The sequence below is a fragment of the Actinomadura sp. K4S16 genome (genome assembly GCF_008327685.1).
Lineage (GTDB): Bacteria > Actinomycetota > Actinomycetes > Streptosporangiales > Streptosporangiaceae > Spirillospora.
On sequence record NZ_BDDE01000011.1, the window covers coordinates 769,478 to 790,422 of the forward strand.

General features: G+C 76.0%; 20 protein-coding genes. 11 read left to right on the forward strand and 9 right to left on the reverse strand.

The window, feature by feature from the left end; translation table 11 throughout:
• Positions 1 to 42 precede the first annotated feature (42 nt).
• Both scpA and K4S16_RS10790 read right to left on the reverse strand, forming a co-directional pair.
• A complete protein-coding gene (gene scpA, locus K4S16_RS10785; RefSeq protein ID WP_149258688.1) occupies positions 43 to 2,265 on the reverse strand; it encodes a methylmalonyl-CoA mutase in 2,223 nt (740 codons plus the stop codon).
• Positions 2,262 to 4,085, reverse strand: coding sequence for a methylmalonyl-CoA mutase family protein (locus K4S16_RS10790; RefSeq protein WP_149258689.1), 1,824 nt, complete (start codon positions 4,083 to 4,085; stop codon positions 2,262 to 2,264). The genes scpA and K4S16_RS10790 overlap by 4 nt, the downstream gene beginning before the upstream one ends.
• A gap of 224 nt (positions 4,086 to 4,309) precedes the next feature.
• On the opposite strand from K4S16_RS10790, the gene K4S16_RS10795 reads away from it, so the two are divergent.
• Both K4S16_RS10795 and K4S16_RS10800 read left to right on the forward strand, forming a co-directional pair.
• Positions 4,310 to 4,519, forward strand: a complete 210-nt coding sequence (locus K4S16_RS10795; RefSeq protein WP_149258690.1) for an HGxxPAAW family protein — start codon at positions 4,310 to 4,312, stop codon at positions 4,517 to 4,519.
• Between the two features lie 2 nt (positions 4,520 to 4,521).
• Positions 4,522 to 4,704 carry a hypothetical protein gene (locus K4S16_RS10800; protein ID WP_149258691.1) on the forward strand — a complete coding sequence of 61 codons (183 nt, stop codon included), beginning with the start codon at positions 4,522 to 4,524 and terminating at the stop codon, positions 4,702 to 4,704.
• A 39-nt stretch (positions 4,705 to 4,743) separates the two neighbouring features.
• On the opposite strand, the gene K4S16_RS46415 is transcribed toward K4S16_RS10800, so the two are convergent.
• Positions 4,744 to 4,872 carry a hypothetical protein gene (locus K4S16_RS46415; protein ID WP_268843221.1) on the reverse strand — a complete coding sequence of 43 codons (129 nt, stop codon included), beginning with the start codon at positions 4,870 to 4,872 and terminating at the stop codon, positions 4,744 to 4,746.
• A gap of 188 nt (positions 4,873 to 5,060) precedes the next feature.
• Between K4S16_RS46415 and K4S16_RS10805 the strand changes: the two genes are divergently transcribed.
• Both K4S16_RS10805 and K4S16_RS10810 read left to right on the forward strand, forming a co-directional pair.
• Positions 5,061 to 6,149 (forward strand): glutamate--cysteine ligase, encoded by a 1,089-nt coding sequence (locus K4S16_RS10805; RefSeq protein WP_149258692.1) that lies wholly within the window; start codon positions 5,061 to 5,063, stop codon positions 6,147 to 6,149.
• Positions 6,150 to 6,362: 213 nt separating this feature from the next.
• Complete coding sequence (locus K4S16_RS10810; protein WP_149258693.1) at positions 6,363 to 7,310, forward strand: sensor histidine kinase; 948 nt, start codon at positions 6,363 to 6,365, stop codon at positions 7,308 to 7,310.
• Between the two features lie 7 nt (positions 7,311 to 7,317).
• Here K4S16_RS10810 and K4S16_RS10815 read toward each other — a convergent pair whose 3' ends face one another.
• A complete protein-coding gene (locus tag K4S16_RS10815; RefSeq protein WP_235036702.1) occupies positions 7,318 to 8,235 on the reverse strand; it encodes a phosphotransferase in 918 nt (305 codons plus the stop codon).
• Complete coding sequence (locus tag K4S16_RS10820; protein WP_149258694.1) at positions 8,156 to 9,103, reverse strand: DMT family transporter; 948 nt, start codon at positions 9,101 to 9,103, stop codon at positions 8,156 to 8,158. Before K4S16_RS10820 ends, K4S16_RS10815 begins: the two co-directional genes overlap by 80 nt.
• A gap of 80 nt (positions 9,104 to 9,183) precedes the next feature.
• On the opposite strand from K4S16_RS10820, the gene K4S16_RS10825 reads away from it, so the two are divergent.
• Positions 9,184 to 10,098, forward strand: a complete 915-nt coding sequence (locus K4S16_RS10825; RefSeq protein ID WP_149258889.1) for a LysR substrate-binding domain-containing protein — start codon at positions 9,184 to 9,186, stop codon at positions 10,096 to 10,098.
• Here K4S16_RS10825 and K4S16_RS10830 read toward each other — a convergent pair.
• A complete protein-coding gene (locus K4S16_RS10830; RefSeq protein ID WP_149258695.1) occupies positions 10,093 to 10,623 on the reverse strand; it encodes a DUF2269 domain-containing protein in 531 nt (176 codons plus the stop codon). The two genes, K4S16_RS10825 and K4S16_RS10830, sit on opposite strands and share 6 nt — an antisense overlap.
• Before the next feature lie 260 nt (positions 10,624 to 10,883).
• On the opposite strand from K4S16_RS10830, the gene K4S16_RS10835 reads away from it, so the two are divergent.
• From K4S16_RS10835 to K4S16_RS46420, 5 genes are all read left to right on the forward strand, one after another.
• Positions 10,884 to 11,327, forward strand: a complete 444-nt coding sequence (locus K4S16_RS10835; RefSeq protein WP_149258696.1) for a DoxX family membrane protein — start codon at positions 10,884 to 10,886, stop codon at positions 11,325 to 11,327.
• Positions 11,328 to 11,388: 61 nt separating this feature from the next.
• Complete coding sequence (locus tag K4S16_RS10840; RefSeq protein ID WP_149258697.1) at positions 11,389 to 12,018, forward strand: GNAT family N-acetyltransferase; 630 nt, start codon at positions 11,389 to 11,391, stop codon at positions 12,016 to 12,018.
• A gap of 287 nt (positions 12,019 to 12,305) precedes the next feature.
• Positions 12,306 to 13,082, forward strand: a complete 777-nt coding sequence (locus K4S16_RS10845) for an SAM-dependent methyltransferase (RefSeq protein ID WP_149258698.1) — start codon at positions 12,306 to 12,308, stop codon at positions 13,080 to 13,082.
• A gap of 201 nt (positions 13,083 to 13,283) precedes the next feature.
• The gene (locus tag K4S16_RS10850) at positions 13,284 to 14,588 is read left to right on the forward strand and encodes an acyltransferase (protein ID WP_149258699.1); all 1,305 of its coding nucleotides are present in this window, start codon (positions 13,284 to 13,286) and stop codon (positions 14,586 to 14,588) included.
• A 119-nt stretch (positions 14,589 to 14,707) separates the two neighbouring features.
• Entirely contained in the window at positions 14,708 to 15,871 is a 1,164-nt protein-coding gene (locus K4S16_RS46420) for a helix-turn-helix domain-containing protein (RefSeq protein ID WP_160160877.1), read from the forward strand.
• A 7-nt stretch (positions 15,872 to 15,878) separates the two neighbouring features.
• On the opposite strand, the gene K4S16_RS10860 is transcribed toward K4S16_RS46420, so the two are convergent.
• From K4S16_RS10860 to K4S16_RS10870, 3 genes are read right to left on the reverse strand one after another with little or no spacing between them, the layout of a single operon-like run.
• Positions 15,879 to 16,778, reverse strand: coding sequence for an alpha/beta hydrolase family protein (locus K4S16_RS10860; RefSeq protein ID WP_200841795.1), 900 nt, complete (start codon positions 16,776 to 16,778; stop codon positions 15,879 to 15,881).
• Between the two features lie 11 nt (positions 16,779 to 16,789).
• Entirely contained in the window at positions 16,790 to 17,674 is an 885-nt protein-coding gene (locus K4S16_RS10865; protein ID WP_149258701.1) for a DMT family transporter, read from the reverse strand.
• The gene (locus K4S16_RS10870) at positions 17,674 to 19,764 is read right to left on the reverse strand and encodes a phosphatase PAP2 family protein (RefSeq protein ID WP_160160878.1); all 2,091 of its coding nucleotides are present in this window, start codon (positions 19,762 to 19,764) and stop codon (positions 17,674 to 17,676) included. Before K4S16_RS10870 ends, K4S16_RS10865 begins: the two co-directional genes overlap by 1 nt.
• A gap of 231 nt (positions 19,765 to 19,995) precedes the next feature.
• Here K4S16_RS10870 and pfkB point away from each other — a divergent pair, with 231 nt between their 5' ends.
• Complete coding sequence (gene pfkB / locus K4S16_RS10875; RefSeq protein WP_149258703.1) at positions 19,996 to 20,934, forward strand: 1-phosphofructokinase; 939 nt, start codon at positions 19,996 to 19,998, stop codon at positions 20,932 to 20,934.
• Positions 20,935 to 20,945 lie beyond the last annotated feature (11 nt).

Sequence of the window (20,945 nt, forward strand, 5' to 3'; positions counted from 1 at the left end):
TTCCGCCTGGTGCTCCACGGCGCCGTCTCCGCCCGGCACTCCTCAGGCGCTCTCTGGCGCGGCGTGGCCGAGCCGCTCGGTGAGCTCCTCCAGCAGGCCGGCCGCCGCGTCCGCGAGGACGGTGCCGGGCGGGAAGATCGCCGAGGCGCCGGCCGCGCGCAGCTCGTCGAAGTCCCCGGGCGGGATGACCCCGCCGACGACGATCATGATGTCGTCGCGGCCCAGCGCGGCCAGCTCCTCGCGCAGCGCGGGGACCAGCGTCAGGTGGCCGGCGGCGAGCGAGTTGACGCCGACGATGTGCACGTCGGCCTCGACGGCCTGCAGGGCCACCTCGGCGGGGGTCTGGAACAGCGGGCCCACGTCGACGTCGAAGCCGAGGTCGGCGAACCCGGTCGCGATCACCTTCTGCCCGCGGTCGTGGCCGTCCTGCCCCATCTTGGCCACGAGGATGCGGGGCCGGCGGCCCTCGGCCTCCTCGAACGCGGCGGTCGCGGCCCGCGCCCGCTCGATGCCCGTCACCTGGCCCGCCTCCTCCCGGTACACACCGGAGATCGTACGGATCTGCGCCGCGTGACGCCCGTAGGCCTTCTCCAGTGCGTCGGAGATCTCGCCGACGGTCGCCTTGGCCCGGGCGGCGTCGATGGCGAGCGCGAGCAGGTTGTGCCCCAGGTCGTTCGGGCGGGTGCCGTTCTCGGCGGCCTCGGCGGCGCGGGTGAGCGCGTCCAGCGCGGCCCGCGTCGCGGTCTCGTCGCGCTCCTCGCGCAGCCGGCGCAGCTTGTCGATCTGCTGGGCGCGGACGGAGGCGTTGTCGACCTTGAGGACCTCGATCTCCTGCTCGGTGTCGGGGCGGTACTTGTTGACGCCGATGACCGGCTGCCGCCCCGAGTCGATGCGGGCCTGGGTGCGGGCGGCGGCCTCCTCGATGCGCAGCTTGGGCAGCCCCTCGTCGATCGCCTTCGCCATGCCTCCGGCCTGCTCGACCTCGGTGATGTGGCCCCAGGCGCGGCGGGCTAGGTCGTAGGTGAGCCGCTCGACGTAGGCGCTGCCGCCCCAGGGGTCGATCGTGCGGGTCGTCCCGGACTCCTGCTGCAGGAGCAGTTGGGTGTTGCGGGCGATGCGGGCCGAGAAGTCGGTCGGCAGCGCGAGCGCCTCGTCCAGCGCGTTGGTGTGCAGCGACTGGGTGTGGCCCTGCGTGGCGGCCATGGCCTCGATGCAGGTGCGGGCGACGTTGTTGAACACGTCCTGCGCGGTCAGCGACCAGCCGGACGTCTGCGAGTGGGTCCGCAGCGACAGCGACTTCGGGTTCCGCGGCTCGAACGTCTTCACCAGCCGCGCCCAGAGCAGCCGCGCGGCGCGGAGCTTGGCGACCTCCATGAAGAAGTTCATCCCGATCGCCCAGAAGAAGGACAGGCGGGGCGCGAACGCGTCGATGTCGAGGCCCGCCTCGCGTCCGGCGCGGATGTACTCGACGCCGTCGGCGAGCGTGTAGGCGAGCTCCAGGTCGGCGGTGGCCCCGGCCTCCTGGATGTGGTAGCCGGAGATCGAGATGGAGTTGTACTTCGGCATCCGCTGCGAGGTGAACGCGAAGATGTCGGAGATGATCCGCATGGACGGCTGCGGCGGGTAGATGTAGGTGTTGCGGACCATGAACTCCTTGAGGATGTCGTTCTGGATGGTCCCCGCCAGCGCCTCCGGCTTCACCCCCTGCTCCTCCGCGGCGGCGATGTAGAGCGCGAGGACGGGCAGGACGGCGCCGTTCATGGTCATCGACACGCTCATCCGGTCCAGCGGGATGCCGTCGAAGAGCTGCCGCATGTCGTAGATGGAGTCGATCGCGACCCCGGCCATGCCCACGTCGCCGGACACGCGCGGGTGGTCGGAGTCGTAGCCGCGGTGCGTGGCCAGGTCGAAGGCCACCGACAGGCCCTTCTGCCCGGCCGCGAGGTTGCGGCGGTAGAACGCGTTGGACTCCTCGGCTGTGGAGAAGCCGGCGTACTGCCGGATCGTCCACGGCTGGGTGGCGTACATCGCCGGGTAGGGGCCGCGCAGGAACGGCGCGATGCCCGGATAGGTGCCGAGGAAGTCGAGCCCGGCCAGGTCGTCGCCGGTGTAGAGGGGCCTGACGCCGATGCCCTCCGGGGTGTCCCAGGTCTGCGCCTCGGGGGCGGCGCCGGTGGCGCCCTCGACCGCGGCGCGCCACCGCTTGGCGGCCTCGTCGGCGGGGGGCGCGGTCCCGAGCTCGACCTCGGTGAAGTCGGGGATCATTCGTTCACTCCCAGATCGTGGAGGGTGGTCTCCAGCACCTCGATCGCGTCGCACCCGGCGTACACGCGGGCGTCGACCCCCTCGTAGGTTCCCTTACCCGCCAGCCAGACCTTCACCGCGCCCGCGGCGCGCAGGATCCGCGCGGCCTCCGCGGCCTGCTCCCCGTACAGGGCGTCGCTGGAGCAGAGGCAGGCGACGGCGGCGCCGGACGCCCCGAACTCCTCGGGGGCGCCCGCGACCGTCTCGATCCCGCCCGCCTGGAAGAGGTTCGCGGCGAACGACGCGCGCGCCGTGTGGACGGCGATCGGCCCGAGCGTCGCCAGGAAGACCTTCGGGCGGGCGCCGGTGGCCCGCGCGTGGGCGTCGGAGCGGTCGCGCAGCGCCTCGAAGTCCTGCGCGTAGGCGACGACCGGGAGGCCGCCGCCGGGCGCCGGCGGCGCGGGGTCGCGCGGGGGAAGGGTCTCGCTCAGGTTCGGGAACTCGCTGACGCCGGTGAGCGGCGCCTTGCGCCGGGCGATGTCCTTCCGGCGCCGCTCCCAGGTGGCGGCGAGGCGGCGGGCGACCAGGCCCGAGTCGAGCGCGGCGGCCAGTCCACCGGCCTTCTCGATCTCGGTGAACCAGGTCCAGGCCGCCTGGGCGATCCCCTCGGTGAGGCTCTCGGCGTACCAGGAGCCGCCCGCCGGGTCGACGACGCGGGCGAGGCTCGACTCCTCCAGCAGCAGCGTCTGGGTGTTGCGGGCGATGCGGCGGGCGAAGCCGTCCGGCAGGCCGAGGCGGGCGTCGAACGGCTGGACGGTGACCGCGTCCGCGCCGCCGACCCCGGCGGCGAACGCCGCGACGGTGGTGCGCAGCATGTTCACCCACGGGTCGCGCCGGGTCATCATCGCCGACGAGGTGACCGCGTGGACGCGCGCGGCGGCGCCCTCGGCGGCGCCGCTGACCTCCGCGACCCGCGCCCACAGGCGGCGCGCCGCGCGGAGCTTGGCGATCGAGGCGAACTGGTCGGCGTTGACGGCGAGGCGGAACTCGATCTGCCCGAACGCCTCGTCCACGCTCAGCCCGGCGCCGGTCAGGGCGCGCAGGTACGCGACGCCGGCCGCCACGGCGGCGCCGAGCTCCTCGGCGTCACCGCCGCCCGCGTCGTGGTACGGGGTCCCGTCGGCGACGACCGCGCGCAGCTTCGGGAAGTCGCGGACGCAGCGCGCGGCGAGCCCGGCGGCCTCGTCCAGCGATCCGGCCGTCCCGGTGCGCGCCGCGAGGCCGAGCGGGTCGGCGCCGAGGTTGCCGGCGGCTTCGGCCGCGTTCCCCCGCTCGGTGACCAGCGACAGGAACGCCTCCGCGGCCTCGCCCGCCGCCGCGCCCGCGTCCAGCACGACGGGCGCCAGGTCGAGCAGGACGCCCCGCAGCGCCTCGGGGAGCGCGGACACGGGCATGCCGCCTTCGCCGAGCCGCAGCCAGAGCGAGGTGGCGCCGTTCTCCAGGTCGGCGAGCACCGCGTCCCGGACGACGGCCGGGTCGGGGTGGGCGTGCAGCTGCCGGACGTCCCATCCCGCGATGCCCTCCCCGTCGGGGCGCACCTCGCGCACGTAGGGCGCCAGTCCGGGACGTCCCGGCGGCGCGTCGTCGCGCGTGTAGAGCGCGGCGATCGGCACTCCGTCGTACGACTCGCGGGTCAGCAGACCCTCAATCTCGTCGAGGGGGGTGTCCTCGCCCGCCGCGCCGGACTTGCGCAGCACCCCCTTCACCATCTCCCGCCACCGGTCGCGGTCGGCCGTGGGGAAGGCGGCGGCCAGTTCGAGTTCCTCAGGCGGCACCGTCATGCCTGGATCGTAGGCGAGCGGCCGAATCCGGCTCGAAACCGGGTCCCGCTGACCAGTACGCGGGACCGGGGCGCGGCCGGAGTCCCCGCGCGCCCGGGCCGGCGGTGCCCGCCGCCCGCCCCGGCGATCTCCGGGTACCCCGAAAGGCCCTGTGGCGAGGGGCGTTGCTAGAGTTCGGCGTCGTAGACCCCAACCCCCGAACCATGCAGAGGGAAGACGAACGCATGTCGACTGGCAGCCACGCCGGGCGCCCCAGGTCCTGGGTCGCCGTGGCCATCATCTTCGTCGGTTTCGCCATCGGCGGCGTCGGCATCACGCTGGGCCCCGACTGGGTCGTGTTCGGGGTCGGCGCCGCGGTGACCGTGATCGGCGGCATCATCGCGCTGGCCGTCGACATCATGACCGACGTCGTCGTCGACGAGCCCCGGCAGTAGCGGTGTTCGGCCGGCCGCCCATCGAGGAGCGGATCGCCGCGCGGCAGCGCGAACGCGGTCCGCTCAAGCCGGGGTCCGTCTTCCCCCACGGCCCCGCCAAGATGCTGTTCTTCTTCGGCATCGGCGTGGTCGTCGTCACGCACCTCATCGCGCTGTCGATGTACTTCGTGGACCCCGGCCCCTGACGGCGCCGGGAGCCCGCGCGGCATGCGCCGGGGCCCGTCTCAGCGGCCGCGATCCGAGCCGTTGGGCGGGCCCTTCCGCTTGTCGCCGAGGTAGAACAGCCCGACCATGAGGAACACCGCGACGGCGGCCAGGATGACGAGCACGCCGATCGGAGTCGACCCGTACACCGGACCTCACCTCCCCTTCCCTCGCTGCGCCTGACCGCACCATGCCCGCTCAGCGCCGGGTCAAAATAGGGCCAAGAGTCCCTTTTCCCCCTATTCCGGACCGTCCGGCAGGTGCGGACGCCGCGGCGGCGACGTACTTTCGAGGGGACCGTGGCCGCCTGCGTCGCCCCCGAGCCCGAGGTGGTGGGATGGCCCTGCGATTCGGAATCGAGGAAGAGTACTTCGTCGTCGATCCCGTCTCCCGTGAGGTCGCCCCGCGCGCCCCGGCGGTGGTGCGCCGGGCGGAGCCGGCGCTCGGCGAGCGCACCTCCACGGAACTGGTCGCCTACCTCGCCGAGGCCAAGACCTCGCCGTGCGACGACCTGGACAAGCTGGACGAGCAGATCCGCTCGATGCGGGCGGTGATGGCCGCCGCCGCGGCGGCCGAGGGCGTCCGGCTCGCCGCGACCGGGACGCCCGTGCTGGGCGACCTCGTGCCCGCCCCCATCGGCCGCGGCGCCCGCTACGCCGAGAGCCTCGCCGTCTACCGGGGCCTGGACGACGAGCAGAGCATCTGCTCGTGCCACGTCCACGTCGAGATGCCGGACCGCGAGCGCGCCGTCCAGGTCAGCAACCACCTGCGCCCCTGGCTGCCGACGCTGCTGGCCCTCACGGCGAACTCCCCCTACTGGGCCGGGCGCGACACCGGCCACGCCTGCTGGCGGGCGCTGGCCTGGGCGCGGTGGCCGGTGGCGGGACCGCCGCCCTACCTCGCGTCCGCCGGCCACTACGACGACCTCGTCGGGACGCTGCTGGAGTGCGGCGCCCTGATGGACACCGGGACCATCTTCTGGGACGTCCGGCCGTCGGCGCGGCTGCCCACGCTCGAGGTGCGGCTCGCGGACGTCGCCTCGACCGCCGACGAGGCGGCGGTGTTCGCCGCGCTGGTCCGGGCGCTGGTACAGGTGTCGTCCGACGCGGTGGACGCCGGCGAGCGGGCTCCCGACCCGCCCCAGGAGATGCTGCGCGCGGCCTACTGGCTGGCGGCGCGGCACGGGCTCGCCGGGCGGGGCGTGGACGTGCGCACGGGCCGCCCCGCGGACTTCGGCGCGCTGGCCGGCGACCTGCTGGCGCACGTGCTGCCCGCGCTGCGATCCGCCGGGGACCTCGACGCCGTCGCCCGCGGCCTCCGGCGCCTCGCCGCGGACGGGACCGGCGCGGAACGGCAGCGCCGCGCGTACCGCAGGCGCGGCCGGCTGACCGACGTGGTCGACGCCGTCCTGCTGCGCGACCGCTGACCCCGTCCCGCAGAGCGGGCGGTGACGGCCCCGAACGCGATTGGTCCGGAATTCGTCTGTTTTCGAGGTCCACTTCGCGGGTACCGCCGATTCGGACCAAGGATTCGGCTGACCTCGGGGGACGTCCGCATGACCCTGCTCGCACGGCTTCCCGCCAGCGCGTACCCTCGATCGGATGCACGCGACGGCAGGACCATACGGAGCGACCCCGCGATGAGGCTCGGGCCCGGCAGGACGGGCGCGCCCCGCGCGGACGCCTTCGTCCACCAGGCGCTCTTCTACCACGGCGACGAGGAGTACCTCGCGGGCACCCTGCCGTTCATCCGCGCCGGGCTCGGAGCGGGCGAGCCGGTGGCCGTGGCGGTGCCGGGCGACCGCCTGGCCCTGCTCCGCGGCTCTCTCGGCCTCGCCGCCGCGAAGGTGACCTGGCTCGACATGGCGACGGCGGGCCGCAACCCCGGGCGCATCATCCCGGGCGTGCTGCGGCGCTTCGCCGACCGGCACGCCGGAGGCCGGGCGCGGATCATCGGCGAGCCGGTCTGGCCCGGCCGCTCGGCGACCGAGTACCCCGCCTGCGCGCAGCACGAGGCCCTGATCAACCTGGCCTTCGCGGGGCGCGAGGCGAGCATCCTGTGCCCCTACGACACGGCGCGGCTGGCCCCGGTGGCGGTCGCCGACGCCCGAGCCACCCACCCGGTCGTGATCGACCGGCACGGCGAGCACCCGAGCGGCGACTACGCGCCGCACCGCGTCATCAGCGACTACAACCTCCCGCTGCCCGAGCCGGCCGAGGCGGTCGCGATGAGCTTCGACCTCGACGCGCTCCCCGTGGTCCGCGAGTTCGCCTGCTACTGGGGCGAGCGGTTCGGCCTCGGCGCCGCCGCCGTCGGCGACCTCGAGCTCGCGGTGAACGAGCTGGCCGCCAACTCGTGCCTGCACGGCGGCGGCGAGGGCACCGCGCGGCTCTGGACGGAGGACGGGCACGTCGTCTGCGAGGTCCGGGACGCCGGGAACATCAGGGATCCGCTCGCCGGACGCCGCCCGGCGGACATGAGCCCGCACGGCGGCCGGGGCATCCTCATGGTCAACCACCTCGCCGACCTCGTCCGCGTCCACACCGGGCCGGACGGCACCGCGATCCGCGTCTACATGCGCCCCTGAGCCCGGCTCAGCCGACGGCCCGGCCGATCCCGGCCAGCGCCTCGGCCAGCAGCGCCTCCCGCCCGGTGGACGCCGCGTACTCGGCCAGCGTCGCGGCGAGGTTCAGCGCCAGGGTGCGCGCGGCGGCCTCCTGGTCCACCGGGACCGGCCCGTACTCCGCCAGGAGCGCCTCCCGTGCGGCGCCCGCGAACCCCGCGTAGGCCAGCGACAGGTCCACGGCGGGGGCGGCGAGGCAGACGTCGCCCCAGTCGATCACTCCTGCCGCGTGCCCGTCCGGGGTGAGCAGGAGATGCCGGACGTGCAGGTCGCCGTGGACGACCACCGGGTCGCCGCCCGGTGCGCCCCAGCTTTCGGCCGCGGCCAGGAACTCCCCGACGGCCGGATCGCGCTTCCACAGCCCGCGGGCGGCGAGGGCGTCGAGGCGGTCGTACGTCCGCGACGCGCGCTCGGCGGGGTCGGCGCGCCCCATCGGATCGAGGGGCAGCCCCTCCCCCGCCTCGCGGGCCAGGGCCGGGTCGTGCAGGGTCCGCAGGAAGGCCCCGGTCTCGGCGGCGAGGACGACCCGCCGCTCGTCCGGCGGCCGGACGTCGGCGAGCTCGCGGCCCGGGATCCGCCGCCCGCCCCAGAACGGCCAGGGGAAGTCGTCCGACGGCTCCCCGACGAAGCGCGGCACGGGCACCGGCAGCGGCAGCCGCCGGGCGAGGACGGGCAGCACCGCGATCTCGCGCTCGACCCCGGCGATCGCCATCTGCCGGCGCGGGAAGCGGAACACCCAGTCCCCGCCGACGAGGAAGACGGTGTTGTCCCAGCCGGCGGCGAGGCCCTCCACCGGGGCGCCGCGGAGCTCAGGGAACCTCCGCCCGATCAGGGCGCCCGCCAGTCCGGCCGTGACCTCGCGCTCGGGAGCCCACTCCGGAGTCGTCACGCGGAGCAACGCTACCCCTGCCGGCCAGCCGGACGGCGGCGACGACGAGGGCGCAGCCGGCGATCTGCGCGGCGCCGGGCCGCTCGCCCAGGACCACCGCGCCGAGGGCGACCGCCAGCACCGGCTGGAGGAGCAGGAGGGTCCCGGCGACGTCGGCGCCGAGCCGGGGAAGCGCCGCGCCGATGAGCACCCAGCCGCACACCTGCCCCGTCATGGCCAGCGCGGCGAGCCAGCCGAGCGCGGGCCAGCCCGGCGCGGGGTCGACGCCCTGCCACGGCCCGCCGACCGCGAGCGCGGCCGCTCCCGCGCCGAGCGTCGACAGCAGGACGGGCTGCGCCCGGTGCTCCTGGCCGCGCCCGGCGACGCGGGTGAGGAAGAGGTAGCCGCCGTAGGCCAGCCCGGCGCCCAACCCGAACAGCGATCCGAGGACCGGGTCCGTCCCTCCCGTGCCGTGCCCCGCGAGACCGCCGGCCAGCGCGACGCCGGTCAGCATCACCGGCACGGCCGGGGCGAAGGCGCGCGAGGGCCGCTCCCCGAACACCGCGAGCGCCAGCAGCGGCACCACGACGACCTGCACGTTCACCAGGACCGTCGCGATCCCCGCGCCGACGCCGTCGATCGACGCGCCCCACAGCACGAAGTCGGCGCCGAGCAGCACTCCCGCGAGCACGTCGACGCCGCCCCGGCGCCGCGGCCCCGCCCGGCGCCGCTCGCGGAGGGCGAGCGGCGCCAGCACCGGCAGCGCGAGCGCGCACCGGAAGAACCCCGCCGTGCCGGACGAGACGCCGGACAGCCGGAACAGGATCGCCGACAACGAGATGAACGCGGCTCCGGCGATCACGAGCAGCCGCGGATCGGTCCTTCGCACGCCCCCACGCTGCCGTCACTCGATCAGTTAGCACAAGCGAATGTTCGTAAGCGAAGATCGGTAGCATCGCTACCGTGACGATGAACCTGGAGCGGCTGCGCGCCCTGCACGCGGTGTCCGTGCACGGCTCGATCGCGGCCGCCGCGGAGGCCATGCACGTGACGCCCTCGGGGGTGTCGCAGCAGCTCGCCAAGCTGGAGCGCGAGACGGGCCACCGCCTGCTCGAACCGCGGGGGCGGGGCGTCCGGCTCACCCGGGCCGGGCACGTCCTGGCAGGGCACGCCGAGCGCGTCATGGCCCAGCTGGCGGCCGCCGCGGCCGAGCTCGACGGGCTGCGCGAGGCCGTCGTCGGGCCGCTGCGGCTCGGCTCGTTCGTGACGGCGGCGCGCTCGGTGCTGCCCGCCGCGCTCACCGCGCTGCGCGAGCGGCATCCCGGCATCGCCCCGACCCTGCTGGAGGGGGAGAGCGAGCACATCCTGCCCGCCCTCGCGCGCGGCGACATCGACGTCGCGGTCGTCGAGAGCTGGGACACCTTCGTCACGCCGTTCCCCGCGTCGGTGTCCAACGTCCTGCTGGCGTCCGACGTCATCGACGTGGCGCTCCCGGCGGGCCACCCGCTGGCCCGGCGCCGCGCGGTCGGCCTGGACGAGCTGGGCGGGACGCGCTGGGCCGCGTGGACGGCGGGCGGGACCTGCGAGCGGCAGCTCGTCCAGACGCTGCGCGAGCACAACGTGGAGCCCGACATCGCCTGCAACGTCGCCGACTACCCCACCCAGCTGGCCTTCGTCTCCGCCGGCCTCGCCGCCGCGCTCGTCCCCCGGCTCGGCCGCGACCCCGTCCCGGACGGGGTCCGCATCGTCGCGACCCGGCCCGCCGTCCGCCGCAAGGTCCTCGCGGCGTGGCGGACCGGGTCGGACCGCCCGGCGGTCCGGGCGTGCGTGGAGGCGCTGCGGACGGTCGCCGAGCGGCTGCCGGACGGGCGGGCGGCCTCATGAGCGGGCGCGCCGCCCGCCGACCCGGCCGCGGGGCTTGAACACCGAGAGGGCGGTGGCGGTGAGCAGCATGACGACCTGGCAGGAGACGACCGCCACCTGCCACCACTGCCGTCCGGCGGACGGGTCCGCCCCGCCCGCGGCGGCGTCCGCCATGGCCTCGGGCGTGAACAGCAGCATCCCGGCGAGGATCACCGCGATCAGCAGCACCAGCTTGGCCAGCACCCAGTAGTGCCGTGCCAGGCCCCAGGCGCTGCCGGTGGCGAGCGCGACGCCGGTGGCGAGGGAGGTGAGGCTGAGCGGGATGCCTCCCCCGAACACCAGCACGCTCATCAGGCGGTAAGCGGAATGGGCGAGCGTCCCGTCCGAGGTCAGCGTCGCGGTCAGGTTCAGCAGCACGAGGCCCCACACCTCCCCCAGCAGCGCGACGGAGGCGACCACGTGCACGACGGTGACGGTCTTGCGGACCGGCGGCCCCGGCCGCCACAGCTGCCCCGCGGCCGCCGGCCGCGACTGGACGGTGGACATTGAACGCTCCCGGCTCTCTCGACGACGCACCGATCGTGCGACGGCGGCACCGGCGCCGTCGTCGGCCGCCCGGAGGCTTCCCCGCTGCCCCGCGCGGAGCATCCGCGGGCGGGCGCCTGCTCCCCGCGTGGTAGCCCGCCCCGCGCGGCGGCTCGCCTCCGCGCGAAGGCAGGCCGAGACTTGACCCGGCCATCAGGTGGAGGGGGCGGCCGGCGGGAATGATGCCCTGCGCCCGGTCTTCCGATCGCTAATGGGGAACGATGCGTCTTCTAGCCCGCGCTCACCAGATGCCCGTCCGGCTGGCCGTCGGCGCGTTCGTCCTGAACTCCGGCCTGTCGAAGCTCCAGGACCTGGAGGGGGCCGCCGAACAGACCCACGGGACGGCGAAGACCGCCTACCCGTTCCTGGAGTCGAAGGACCCGAAGGACTTCACCCGCATGCTCGGCAGGGCGGAGGTCGCCCTCGGCACCGCGCTGCTGGTCCCGCTCGTGCCCTCCCTGCTCGCGGGGGCCGCGCTCACTGCTTTCTCCTCTGGGCTGGCCGGCCTGTACCTGCGGCTGCCCGGCATGCGGCAGGGGCGCGGGCTGCGACCCTCCCCGCAGGGCATCCCGCTCGCGAAGGACACCTGGCTGGTCGGGATCGGCGTCTCGCTCGTCCTGGACGACCTGGCGGCGGCGCGGGCGGAGCACTGCGCCCGCGCGTGACGCCTCCTTGACGCGGGGCCGCGCGCCGGTGAGGATCAGCGCGTCCCCGAGGAGGCCGCGCATGACGACCGAGCCCCGCCCGTCACCCGCCGTCCGCACGGCGGCCGACGCCGACGCCGACACGCTCGCGGCCGTCCTCGGACGCGCCTTCGACGACGACCCGGTCTGGCGCTGGCTCCTGCCGGACGACGCCACCCGCGTGCGGCGGATGACCGCGCTGTTCGGGATCCTGCTGCGCCGGGTGCACCTCCCCCACGGCGCCACCGAGGCCGCCGGGCGCGGGGACGCGCCGGAGGCCGCCGCGCTGTGGGACCCGCCCGGCCGGTGGAGCGTGCCCCTGCGGCTGCAGGCGGCCCACGCGGTGCCGCTGCTGCGCATCCTCGGCGCGAGGACGCCCGCCACCCTCCGCACGCTCGGCGCCATGGAGAAGCACCACCCGCCCGAGCCGCACTGGTACCTGGCGGTGCTCGGCACCGATCCCCCGGCGCAGGGCAACGGCCTCGGCGCCGCCCTGCTGCGCTCGCGGCTCGACCGCTGCGACGCCGAGGGCCTGCCCGCCTACCTGGAGTCCTCGAAGGAGCTGAACGTCCCCTACTACGAGCGGTTCGGCTTCCGGGTGACGCGCGAGCTGCCGCTGCCGGGCAAGGGGTGCCCGCCGGTCTGGCTCATGTGGCGCGACCCCGAGCGCTGACCCCGGGGCTCTCCACCGCGGCCCGGCATCTCCGGTTAAGTGGTTGTCATGGCCAGAAAAGGCCATTGTCAGGAATGTCCATGCGGCGAGAAAGGCCCGCCCCGCGGCAGTCCGCCGCAGACCCCGCGCGGGCGCGCGCCAAACCCGGTTGGCCCGATGCGGCCACGCGCGCGGCGGGTTTCGGCCCGACCACCGGACGCGGCGGCCCCGGACCCGGCCCGCGGGCCTACCGTCGCAAGTGAGCCATTGCACCGACCCCCTCTGGTGAAGGCGACAGGTGAAGCACCATGCCCATGGTCCGCGCGAGGGCGCCGGAGACGCCGCTCGCCCTGCACAGGCCGGGTCCGGCACGCGTACACGACTACCTCCTCGGCGGCAAGGACAACTACGCGTCCGACCGGGACCTCGCGCAGCGGATCCTGCGGGTCCTGCCGCAGGCCGCGGGCGCCGCCCGCGCCGCCCGCGCCTTCCTCGCGGACTCCGTGGCGCTGCTCGCCGGACGCGGCGTGCGGCAGTTCGTCGACCTGGGCTGCGGCCTGCCGAAGGCCGACAACGTGCACCAGATGGCGGCGCGCCGCACCGGCGGCACCCGCGTCGTCTACGTCGACCACGACCCGCTCGTCATCGCGCACGCCCGCGCCCTGCTCATCGACGGCGGGAACCTCGCGGCGCTGCCGGCCGACATCCGCGACCCCGGCGCGATCATGGACAGCCCCGAGGTCCGGCGGCTGATCGACCCCGCCGAGCCGGTCGCGCTGGTGTTCTCCAGCGTCCTGCACTTCGTCCCCGGCGCGGAGGACATCGTCGCCGGGCTCGCGGCGGCGACCGCGCCCGGCAGCGCGCTGGTCGTCTCGCACGCCACGGCCGACTTCGCCCCCGGCGCGGTCGGCGAGGCCGCGCGGCTCTACCGCGAGGCGACCTCCCTCCCGGTGCGTCCGCGGGGCGGCGCCGAGGTCGCGCGGCTCCTCGGGCCGTTCCGCCCGCTGCCGCCCGGAGTGACGCCGCTCGCCGCCGACGGGCCCGCGAGCGAACCGGTCATGTACGGCGCCGTCGGCATCCGCTGAGCACGGTTGTGGGGTTGCTCACACCCATTCGGTCCGCCGTCCGGCCCGGCGGCCGCCTCCGGTTCGCCGCGGCCGCCCTGCTCCCGACGCTCCTCCGGCGTCCGGACGCCGTGACGCTGTGTCAGCGAGAGGAACCGCGATTCAGAGAAATCTCATTTGCCCGTTAGAAACGGTAACGGTTCGGCCCCTATCGTGGCCCGGATGCCGACGAACACCCTCACCCCTCCGGACAAGACGATCGGCGCTCCCCCGGCGCGGGCGCCCCGCATGGGCTGGCTGGACGCGCTGCGCGGCCTCGCCGCACTGGTGGTGGTGTTCGAGCATTCCCTGGACGTGCTGCTGCCCGAGGTCCGCCAGGCCACCGGGCCGTGGTTCGACTTCGGCCGGTACGGGGTGTTCGTGTTCTTCCTCGTCAGCGGCTACGTGGTGCCGTTCTCGCTGGAGCGGCGCGGCAGCGTCCGGCAGTTCTGGGCCGGGCGGTTCTTCCGGCTGTATCCGGCATGGGGCGTGGCGGTGGCGCTCGCGCTGGTGCTCGGGGCGGCCGGCCTCTCCTACGGGCTGCCCGCGCCGATCGGCGACCGGCCCTGGGCGTCCGCGCTGGCGCACCTGACGATGCTGCAGGACCTGCTGGGCGTGCCGAACGTCGTCAACGTCTTCTGGACGCTGTCCTACGAGATGGTCTTCTACCTCCTCGTGACGGCAATGTTCGTCGCCGGCGTGCACCGCGCCAGCGCCCGGGTGGCCCTCGGCTTCGGGGTGGGGGCGGCGATCCTGGGGGTCGCGCTGCCGTCCGGGCTGCTGGCCTCCCGATGGCCGGGCGGGACGGTCCTGGCCGCCGCGCTCCTGCTCGCCGGCGGGCTGGCCGCCATGGTCAGCCGGAACCGCGGGCTGCGGCGGGCGGGCGTCGCCGTGGTGGCCGCGCTGGCCCTCGTCCTGCTGGTGCTGAACAGCCGCATCGGCGCCATCGAGAGCCTGTGCATCATCGCCACCATGTTCGCCGGGACCGCGATCCGCGGCATCCAGGACGGGCGCCTCCGGCCCGGCCGCGCCGCCGCGATGGTGGCGATCGTCCCCGTCCTGACGCTGGCGGCGGGCATGCGCGCGCCGACCAGCTGGGCCCTGCACGCCAACCCGAACCCCCTCGGCCTGGACTGGTCCATCGCCGTGGGCGCCGCGTGGCTGACGTTCCTGGCCGGCCTCGCCCTGCGGAACCTCGCCATGCCGCGGGTCCTCGTGTGGCTCGGCCTCGTCAGCTACTCGGTCTACCTGCTGCACCCGCTGGTCATCCAGGCGGTCTGGCACGCCGCCGGACGCGAGACCTGGGGCCTGTCGGCGCCGGTCCGGGCGGCGTGGGGCGTGGTGCTGCTGGCGACCGTCCTCACCTCGGCGGCGCTGGCCCACCGCTACGTCGAGCGCCCCGCCCAGGACCTCGGACGCCGCCTGACGGCGCGGCGGCGCTCCCCCGCCCCCGCCCCCGCCCCGGCGCCGCAGCCGGCCACGTCCTGACCGCCGGCCCTGACCGCCCGGTCGGGGGCGGCACGGGTGATGACAGGGTGCGCTTTCTTGCCTAGGGTGATTCGCCCGAGCCCACCCCGCCGATCGGACAACGGATGACAGAAGGGCCGATGCCCGCCGAGCTGCCCGACGTGCTGCGGCAGCACCTCCAGGCCGCCGTGGACGAGATGGAGCGGGAGATCCGCGACCAGGTCCCCGAGTACGCCGGCGCCGACGGGGGCGAGTACGCCCGGAGGGTGGAGCGGACGGTCAGCGACACCGTCGCGTTCTTCGTGGACTCCGTCGACCACCCGACCGCGGACGCGCGGAAGATCACCGAGATGTACATGCGGCTCGGCGAGGAGGAGGCGCGGCAGGGCCGGAGCCTGGCGGCGCTGCAGAACGCGATGCGCGTGAGCAGCCAGGTCGCCTGCCGCCGGTTCATCAAGGACGCCTACCGGCTCGGCTGGTCGCGCGAGACGCTGGGCCGGCTGACCGACTCGCTGTTCATGCTGCTGGCGCGGGTCGCCGACGCCGCCGCACAGGGCTACGCCCGCGAGCAGGGGCAGCTGGCGACCGAGCGGGAGCGCCGCCGCGACCGGCTCCGCGACCTGCTGGTCGCCGAACCGCCGCCCGGGCACGAGGCGATCGCCGACCTGGCGGTCGCGGCCCGGTGGGAGCTGCCGAAGAGCATCGCGCTCGTGGCGCTGCCCTCGGGGGCGCCCGCCGGGGCCCGGATCCTGCCGCCCGCCGTGCTCGCCGACTGGGAGGCGCCCGTCCCCTTCCTCGTGGTGCCCGACCCGGAGGGCCCCGGCCAGGACCGGCTGTGGCCGGCACTGCGCAGGCTCGGCACGGCGGCGGTCGGCCCGACCGTCCCGGTCGGGCAGGGCGCGGTCTCGCTGCGCTGGGCCCGGCACGCCCTGACGCTGGCGGAGCGGGGCCTGCTTCCGGCCGGCGGCCCCGTCCGGTGCGTGGACCACATCGCGTCGCTGGCCACCCTCACGGCGGACGAGCTCGTCGGCGCGACCGCCGGAGCCGTGCTCGGGCCGCTGCTGGAGCTGCCGCCCGCGCGCCGGCAGCCGCTCGCCGAGACGCTGCTGACCTACCTGCAGTGCGGCGACAACGCGGTGATCGCCGCCGAGCGGCTGCACATCCACGAGCAGACCGTCCGGTACCGGCTGCGCCGCATCACCGAGCTGACCGGCGGCCGGTTCACCGAGCCGGACGGCCGCCTCGACCTCATGCTGCTGCTGAGCTGGCTGGTGCGGACGGGCCGCGCCGAGCGGACGGCGTGACCGGCGGTCAGCGGGCGGCCAGGCGGTGCCCGAGGAACGCCAGTTGGGGGCGGAGCCGCCGCCGCCAGTACGCCGCGTCGTGGCAGCCGCCCTCCAGCCCGCCCTCGGGTCGGACCCGCTCGCGGAACTCGCGCACCCGGTCGGCGAACGGGTCGCTCGTCCCGCAGTCGACGCGCAGCGGAACGCCCTTCAGCTCGTCCAGCGCGCGGAAGACGTCGTTGCGGTCGTAGTCGGCGGCTCCGTCGAACGAGCGGCGGTTGGCGGCGATCGCGTCCTCGTAGGAGCCGAACAGGGCCGGGGACGCGGCGACCACGGCGGCCGTGCGCGCGGGGCCGAGGCGGCGGGCCAGCAGGAGGGCGCCGTAGCCGCCCATCGACCAGCCGATGGCGCCGACGCGGTCGGTCCGGGCGCCGCGCTCGCGCAGCCGCGGCAGCAGCTCGTCCACGACCATGCCGAGGGGGTCGTCGCCGCCGGCGCGGGGGTGCCAGTAGGTGTCGCGCCCGCCGTCGACGCTCACCAGGGCGAACGGGGGGACCCCGCCGCGCGCGACGGCGTCGGGCAGGTAGTGGTCCAGTGCCAGGTTCCGCACGAGGGACGAGCCGGTCTCACCGGTGCCGTGCAGCGCGACGACCACCGGCAGGCCGCGCAGCGGCCGGTTCGCGGCGGGCGGGACGATGGTCGCGGTGACGGTCGTGCCGCGGCGGGCGGAGCGCCACGTCACCGGTTCGACTTCGACGGACGCGGCGGGCGGCGCGGGCGCGTCGCCGCACCTGCCGAGCGCGCGGTCGAGCCGGACCTTTCCGGGGAGGACCTCGTTCTCCACCAGCGCGTAGGCGGTGCCGCCCGTGGCCGCGACGGCGCCGATGCCGCCGAGCCCGCCGAGGACGAGGGCGCGTCGGGTGATCAAGGGATGTCCTTTCAGGAGGGTTCGGGCACCGTATCGCCCTCCCGCGCCGCGTGCGCGGACCGCGACAGCAGCGCGACGCCTCCGGTGAGCAGGAGCACGCTGCACGACAGGGCCGTGAACGCGGCGGCCGTCCGGGGCGGCAGCGTCTGGAAGGCGAAGGCGGCCACCAGGTAGGAGGCGATGGGGTTCGTCATCGTCATCGCGGTCATCGCGGCGGGCAGCGACCCGGCCGCGAACGCCCGCTGCTCGAGGACCAGGCCGAGCAGCGTGCTGCCCGCCAGCGCGTAGCCGGGCCAGTCCACCGCGGTGGCCGCGACGCCGCGATCGACCAGGTCGGCGGTGGTGAGCTTGATCAGCACGGCGGTCGCCGCGAAGCACAGGCCGGCGCAGACGCCGAGCAGCGCGGCCCGCACCGGGCCCTTGCGCAGCCACGCCGCCCGGGACAGCAGGAGGACGACGGGCGCGGCGACGAGCCCGGCGAGGAGGATCCGCGGCCTGGAGGGCTCGCCCTGGGGCGGGATCGCGCCCGGCACCGTGAACAGGACGGCGAGGCCCGCGGACACCGCGATGCCGCCGAGCAGGTCCAGCCGCGCGGGGCGGCGCCCCGTGCCGATCGTGCCGAGCGCGATCGTGAAGACCAGCTGGGTGACCAGCAGCGGCTGGACGACGGCGGTCGACCCGAAGTGCAGCGCGACGGCCTGCGCGCAGAACCCGGCGAGGTTGACCCCCCACCCGGTCAGCCACACCGGGTCGCGGACCAGCCGGCGGATCAGCCCGTGGGCGGCGGACGCGTCCGATCCGCCGTGCACCGCCCGCCTCGCGGCGCGGTACTGCAGCGCCGCCGCGGCGGCGAACAGCAGCGCCGCGAGCAGGCTGAAGCCGATCGCCCAGGCCATCAGGCCGTCCCGCTCTGCGCGCCGCTGCCGGCGCCCGCCGCCTCCACGGCCGCGGCCAGCCGCGCGAACGCCCGCTCCAGTCCGTCCGGCAGCCGCGCCGACTCGGGCAGGATCCCGGGCTCGCCGGTGACCGAGACGTGCAGCGCCCCGTTCCAGCTCAGCGCGCCCACGGCGAACGGCACCCCGTCGGCGAGCGGCAGGATCGGGTGGACGTCCCCGAGCGGCGCGCCCGCGAGCGACATCGGCAGCGGCGGTCCCGGCATGTTGGACACGATGCCGCCGAAGAAGCGGGCGCGGTAGGTCCGGCGGGCCGCGCGGGCGTGCAGCGGCGGCGGCAGCGCGCCCATCAGGCGCATCGCGGCGGTGCTCGCGGGCGCCCGGCCGGATCTGCGGCGCCGTTCGGCCGCCGCGTGCACGGCCGCGAGGCGGTCGCGGGCGGGCATCGGCCCGACCGGGACGTCCAGCCGCAGCGCGGCGGTCAGGTTGCCGGGCACGGCCGTTCGGCCCCGGCCGGGCGGCGCGGGCACGCGCAGGGTCATCGGCACGGCGGCGCGCAGGGGGCGGCCGCCGGGCCGCTCGCCGCGCCCGTCCAGCACGTCCGCGAAGGTCTCGCCGACGAGCGCGAGGAGCACGTCGGTGACCCGGACGCCGGCCGCGCGGGCGACGTCCCGGACGCGGTCGAGCGGCAGCGAGGCGGTGCCGAAGACGCGCTCGGGGCCGAGGGCGCCGGTGACGGACACGGTCGGGGCGGTCCCGTCGAGGCCGAGCAGGACCAGCCCCGGCAGGACGGCGGCGGCGCGCGCGAGCCCCCGGGGGCCGCGCTCCGGCACCGCCTCCGGGAGGCGGGGTTCGAGGATGCCGCGCAGGATGTCGACGACGCCGATCCCGTCCGCGACGGCGTGGTGGAACAGCACCACGACGGCGTCCCGGCCGCCGGGTCCGCCGCGGACGAGCCAGAACCGCCACAGCGGCAGGTCGCGGTCGAGGGGCTCGGCGATCAGCCGGGCGACGAGGCCGTTCAGGGCGGCGCGCCCGCCGGGCGGCGGGAGGTCCACCTCCTGGACGTGCCGGCCCAGGTCGACGGCGCCGGCCTCCACCCAGCGCGGACGCCGCAGGACGCCGCCGGACCGCACCCGCTGGGTGAGGCGCGGCAGATGGGGCAGCCGCTCGCGCATCAGCGCGCGCACCCGCTCGGCCGAGGGGCCCGGGCCGTCGAACTCGGCGACGCCGCCCACGACCTGCGGGACGTTCTCGCTCTCGACGTACAGGAAGAAGGAGTCGGCGGCGGCGATCCGCTGCCGCGTCCCGGGGGCCCGCCCGGTGCCGGCGTCCGGCGGGCGGCGCGCGCCCGCGAGGCCGGCGCGCAGCCGCTCCGCGCCGGCGGCGGCCGGGATGAGCACGAGCCCGCCGGGGATGTCCACGACGTAGTGCGCGGCGGTGGAGACGATCACCAGTCCGGTCACGACCAGGTGCAGCGCGCAGAGCCAGGTGAGGACGGCGCCGCACCGGGCCCGCAGCGCGGCGGCCCCGATCCAGGCGACCCAGCCGATGTGCAGGCTCGGCATCGCCGCGTAGGGGTTCGCCCCCGCGGACACCATCTCGGTGCCCCAGGTGGCGGGCGGGTGGTGCATCGCGATGACGTCGGTGTAGCCCTCGCCCGGCAGCAGCCGCGGCGGGGTCGTGGGCCACAGCGCGAAGCAGCAGATCGCGATCAGCGTCACCCAGATCAGCGTGTTGCGCGCCCACGCGTACGCCGGGTCCCGCCTCCACCACAGGTAGGCGAGGAATCCGAAGGTGCCGATCACGTATGTCGTGGCGTACTCCCACGCGGCGACGGCCCCGAGCCGCCCGTGCCGGGCGAGCAGGTCGTTGAGCGCGCGCTCGGCGTCCAGGCGCGCCCAACGCTCGAAGTCGAGCAGCGCGCGCCCGTGCGCGTCGCTGGCGGCGCGGTCCCCGCTGAACGCGTGCGTGAACACCAGGTACACCACCAGGACGGCCAGCGCCGCGGCGATCTCCCGCGCGGCCGACGCGGCACGTCCCCCGTCCCGCTCGCCCCCCGTCCCGGACGCGACCGCCTCGCTCCGGACCACGACGCCCCTTCCGCCTCGCGCATCGCTCCGCCCACCACAGATCATCCTGCCCACCGACGGACAAGACGACCATGACCCGGCCGGTTCTTCCCGCGTCCGCCCCCGCCCTCGGCCCCGCTCGCCGGATTTCGGGCCCCGCCCCCTCTTGACCCCGGCGGCAAACAGAACTAAAACAAAGAAAATCAAACTCAAACAGAAGGGAATCCACATGGAGCCGGGAGCGGGCGGCGCATGATCGTGACGGTGACGCTCAACCCCAGCCTCGACCGCACGATCGAGGTGGACGTGCTGACCCGCGGCGCGGTCATCCGGGCCCGGTCCGCACGGCTGGACCCGGGCGGCAAGGGCGTCAACGTGTCCCGCGCGCTGCTGGCCAACGGCGTCGGGTCCGCCGCCGTGGTCGCGGTGGGCGGCGCGGACGGCGACCAGCTGCGCCGGCTGCTGGAGACCGAGGGCCTGCGGGTGCACGCCGTCCGCGTCGGCGGGCGGACCCGGTCCAACGTCACGATCGTCGAGCCCGGCGGCGTCGTCACCAAGCTGAACGAGCCCGGCGGCCCCCTGTCGCCCGGGGAGCTGGACGAGGTCGGCGCCGCGGTGGCGGCCGCGGCCGGCTCCGCCAGCTGGATCGTCGGCTGCGGCAGCCTGCCGCCGGGCGTGCCGGACGGCACCTACGCGCGGATGTGCCGCCGGTTCGCGGCGGGCGGCGTCCGCGTCGCGGTCGACACCAGCGGCCCGGCGCTGCGCGCCGCCGTCGCCGCCGCGCCCGACCTGGTCAAACCGAACCGGGAGGAGCTCGCGGAGGCCGCGGGCGGCCCGGTCGACACCGTGGCCGACGCGGTCGAGGCGGCGGAGCAGTTGCGGGCGTGGGGGGCCCGCGCCGTCCTGGTCAGCCTGGGCCCGCAGGGCGCGGTGCTCGTCGACGGCGACGGCGTGCTCACCGGCGAGGCGCCCGTCGCCCGCCCGCGCAGCACCGTCGGCGCGGGCGACGCCCTGCTCGCCGGGTTCCTCGCCGCCGGAGCCCGGGGCCCCCGCGCCCTCGCCGAGGGCCTCGCCTGGGGCGCGGCCGCGGTGCGGATGCCGGCGAGCCGGATGCCCGGCGCGGACGACGTGCGGCGCGACATCGTCCGCATCCACGCGCGCCCCGACCTCGCCCGGCCCCTCCTCACCTGACGCCTCCTCCC

Excerpts from the sequence above, each read along its gene's own strand:
- scpA (WP_149258688.1), bottom strand. The coding sequence starts at position 2,265 with ATGATCCCCGACTTCACCGAGGTCGAGCTCGGGACCGCGCCCCCCGCC.
- K4S16_RS10790 (WP_149258689.1), bottom strand. The coding sequence starts at position 4,085 with ATGACGGTGCCGCCTGAGGAACTCGAACTGGCCGCCGCCTTCCCCACG.
- K4S16_RS10795 (WP_149258690.1), top strand. The coding sequence starts at position 4,310 with ATGTCGACTGGCAGCCACGCCGGGCGCCCCAGGTCCTGGGTCGCCGTG.
- K4S16_RS10805 (WP_149258692.1), top strand. The coding sequence starts at position 5,061 with ATGGCCCTGCGATTCGGAATCGAGGAAGAGTACTTCGTCGTCGATCCC.
- K4S16_RS10810 (WP_149258693.1), top strand. The coding sequence starts at position 6,363 with ATGAGGCTCGGGCCCGGCAGGACGGGCGCGCCCCGCGCGGACGCCTTC.
- K4S16_RS10825 (WP_149258889.1), top strand. The coding sequence starts at position 9,184 with ATGAACCTGGAGCGGCTGCGCGCCCTGCACGCGGTGTCCGTGCACGGC.
- K4S16_RS10830 (WP_149258695.1), bottom strand. The coding sequence starts at position 10,623 with ATGTCCACCGTCCAGTCGCGGCCGGCGGCCGCGGGGCAGCTGTGGCGG.
- K4S16_RS10835 (WP_149258696.1), top strand. The coding sequence starts at position 10,884 with ATGCGTCTTCTAGCCCGCGCTCACCAGATGCCCGTCCGGCTGGCCGTC.
- K4S16_RS10840 (WP_149258697.1), top strand. The coding sequence starts at position 11,389 with ATGACGACCGAGCCCCGCCCGTCACCCGCCGTCCGCACGGCGGCCGAC.
- K4S16_RS10845 (WP_149258698.1), top strand. The coding sequence starts at position 12,306 with ATGCCCATGGTCCGCGCGAGGGCGCCGGAGACGCCGCTCGCCCTGCAC.
- K4S16_RS10850 (WP_149258699.1), top strand. The coding sequence starts at position 13,284 with ATGCCGACGAACACCCTCACCCCTCCGGACAAGACGATCGGCGCTCCC.
- K4S16_RS46420 (WP_160160877.1), top strand. The coding sequence starts at position 14,708 with ATGCCCGCCGAGCTGCCCGACGTGCTGCGGCAGCACCTCCAGGCCGCC.
- K4S16_RS10865 (WP_149258701.1), bottom strand. The coding sequence starts at position 17,674 with ATGGCCTGGGCGATCGGCTTCAGCCTGCTCGCGGCGCTGCTGTTCGCC.
- pfkB (WP_149258703.1), top strand. The coding sequence starts at position 19,996 with ATGATCGTGACGGTGACGCTCAACCCCAGCCTCGACCGCACGATCGAG.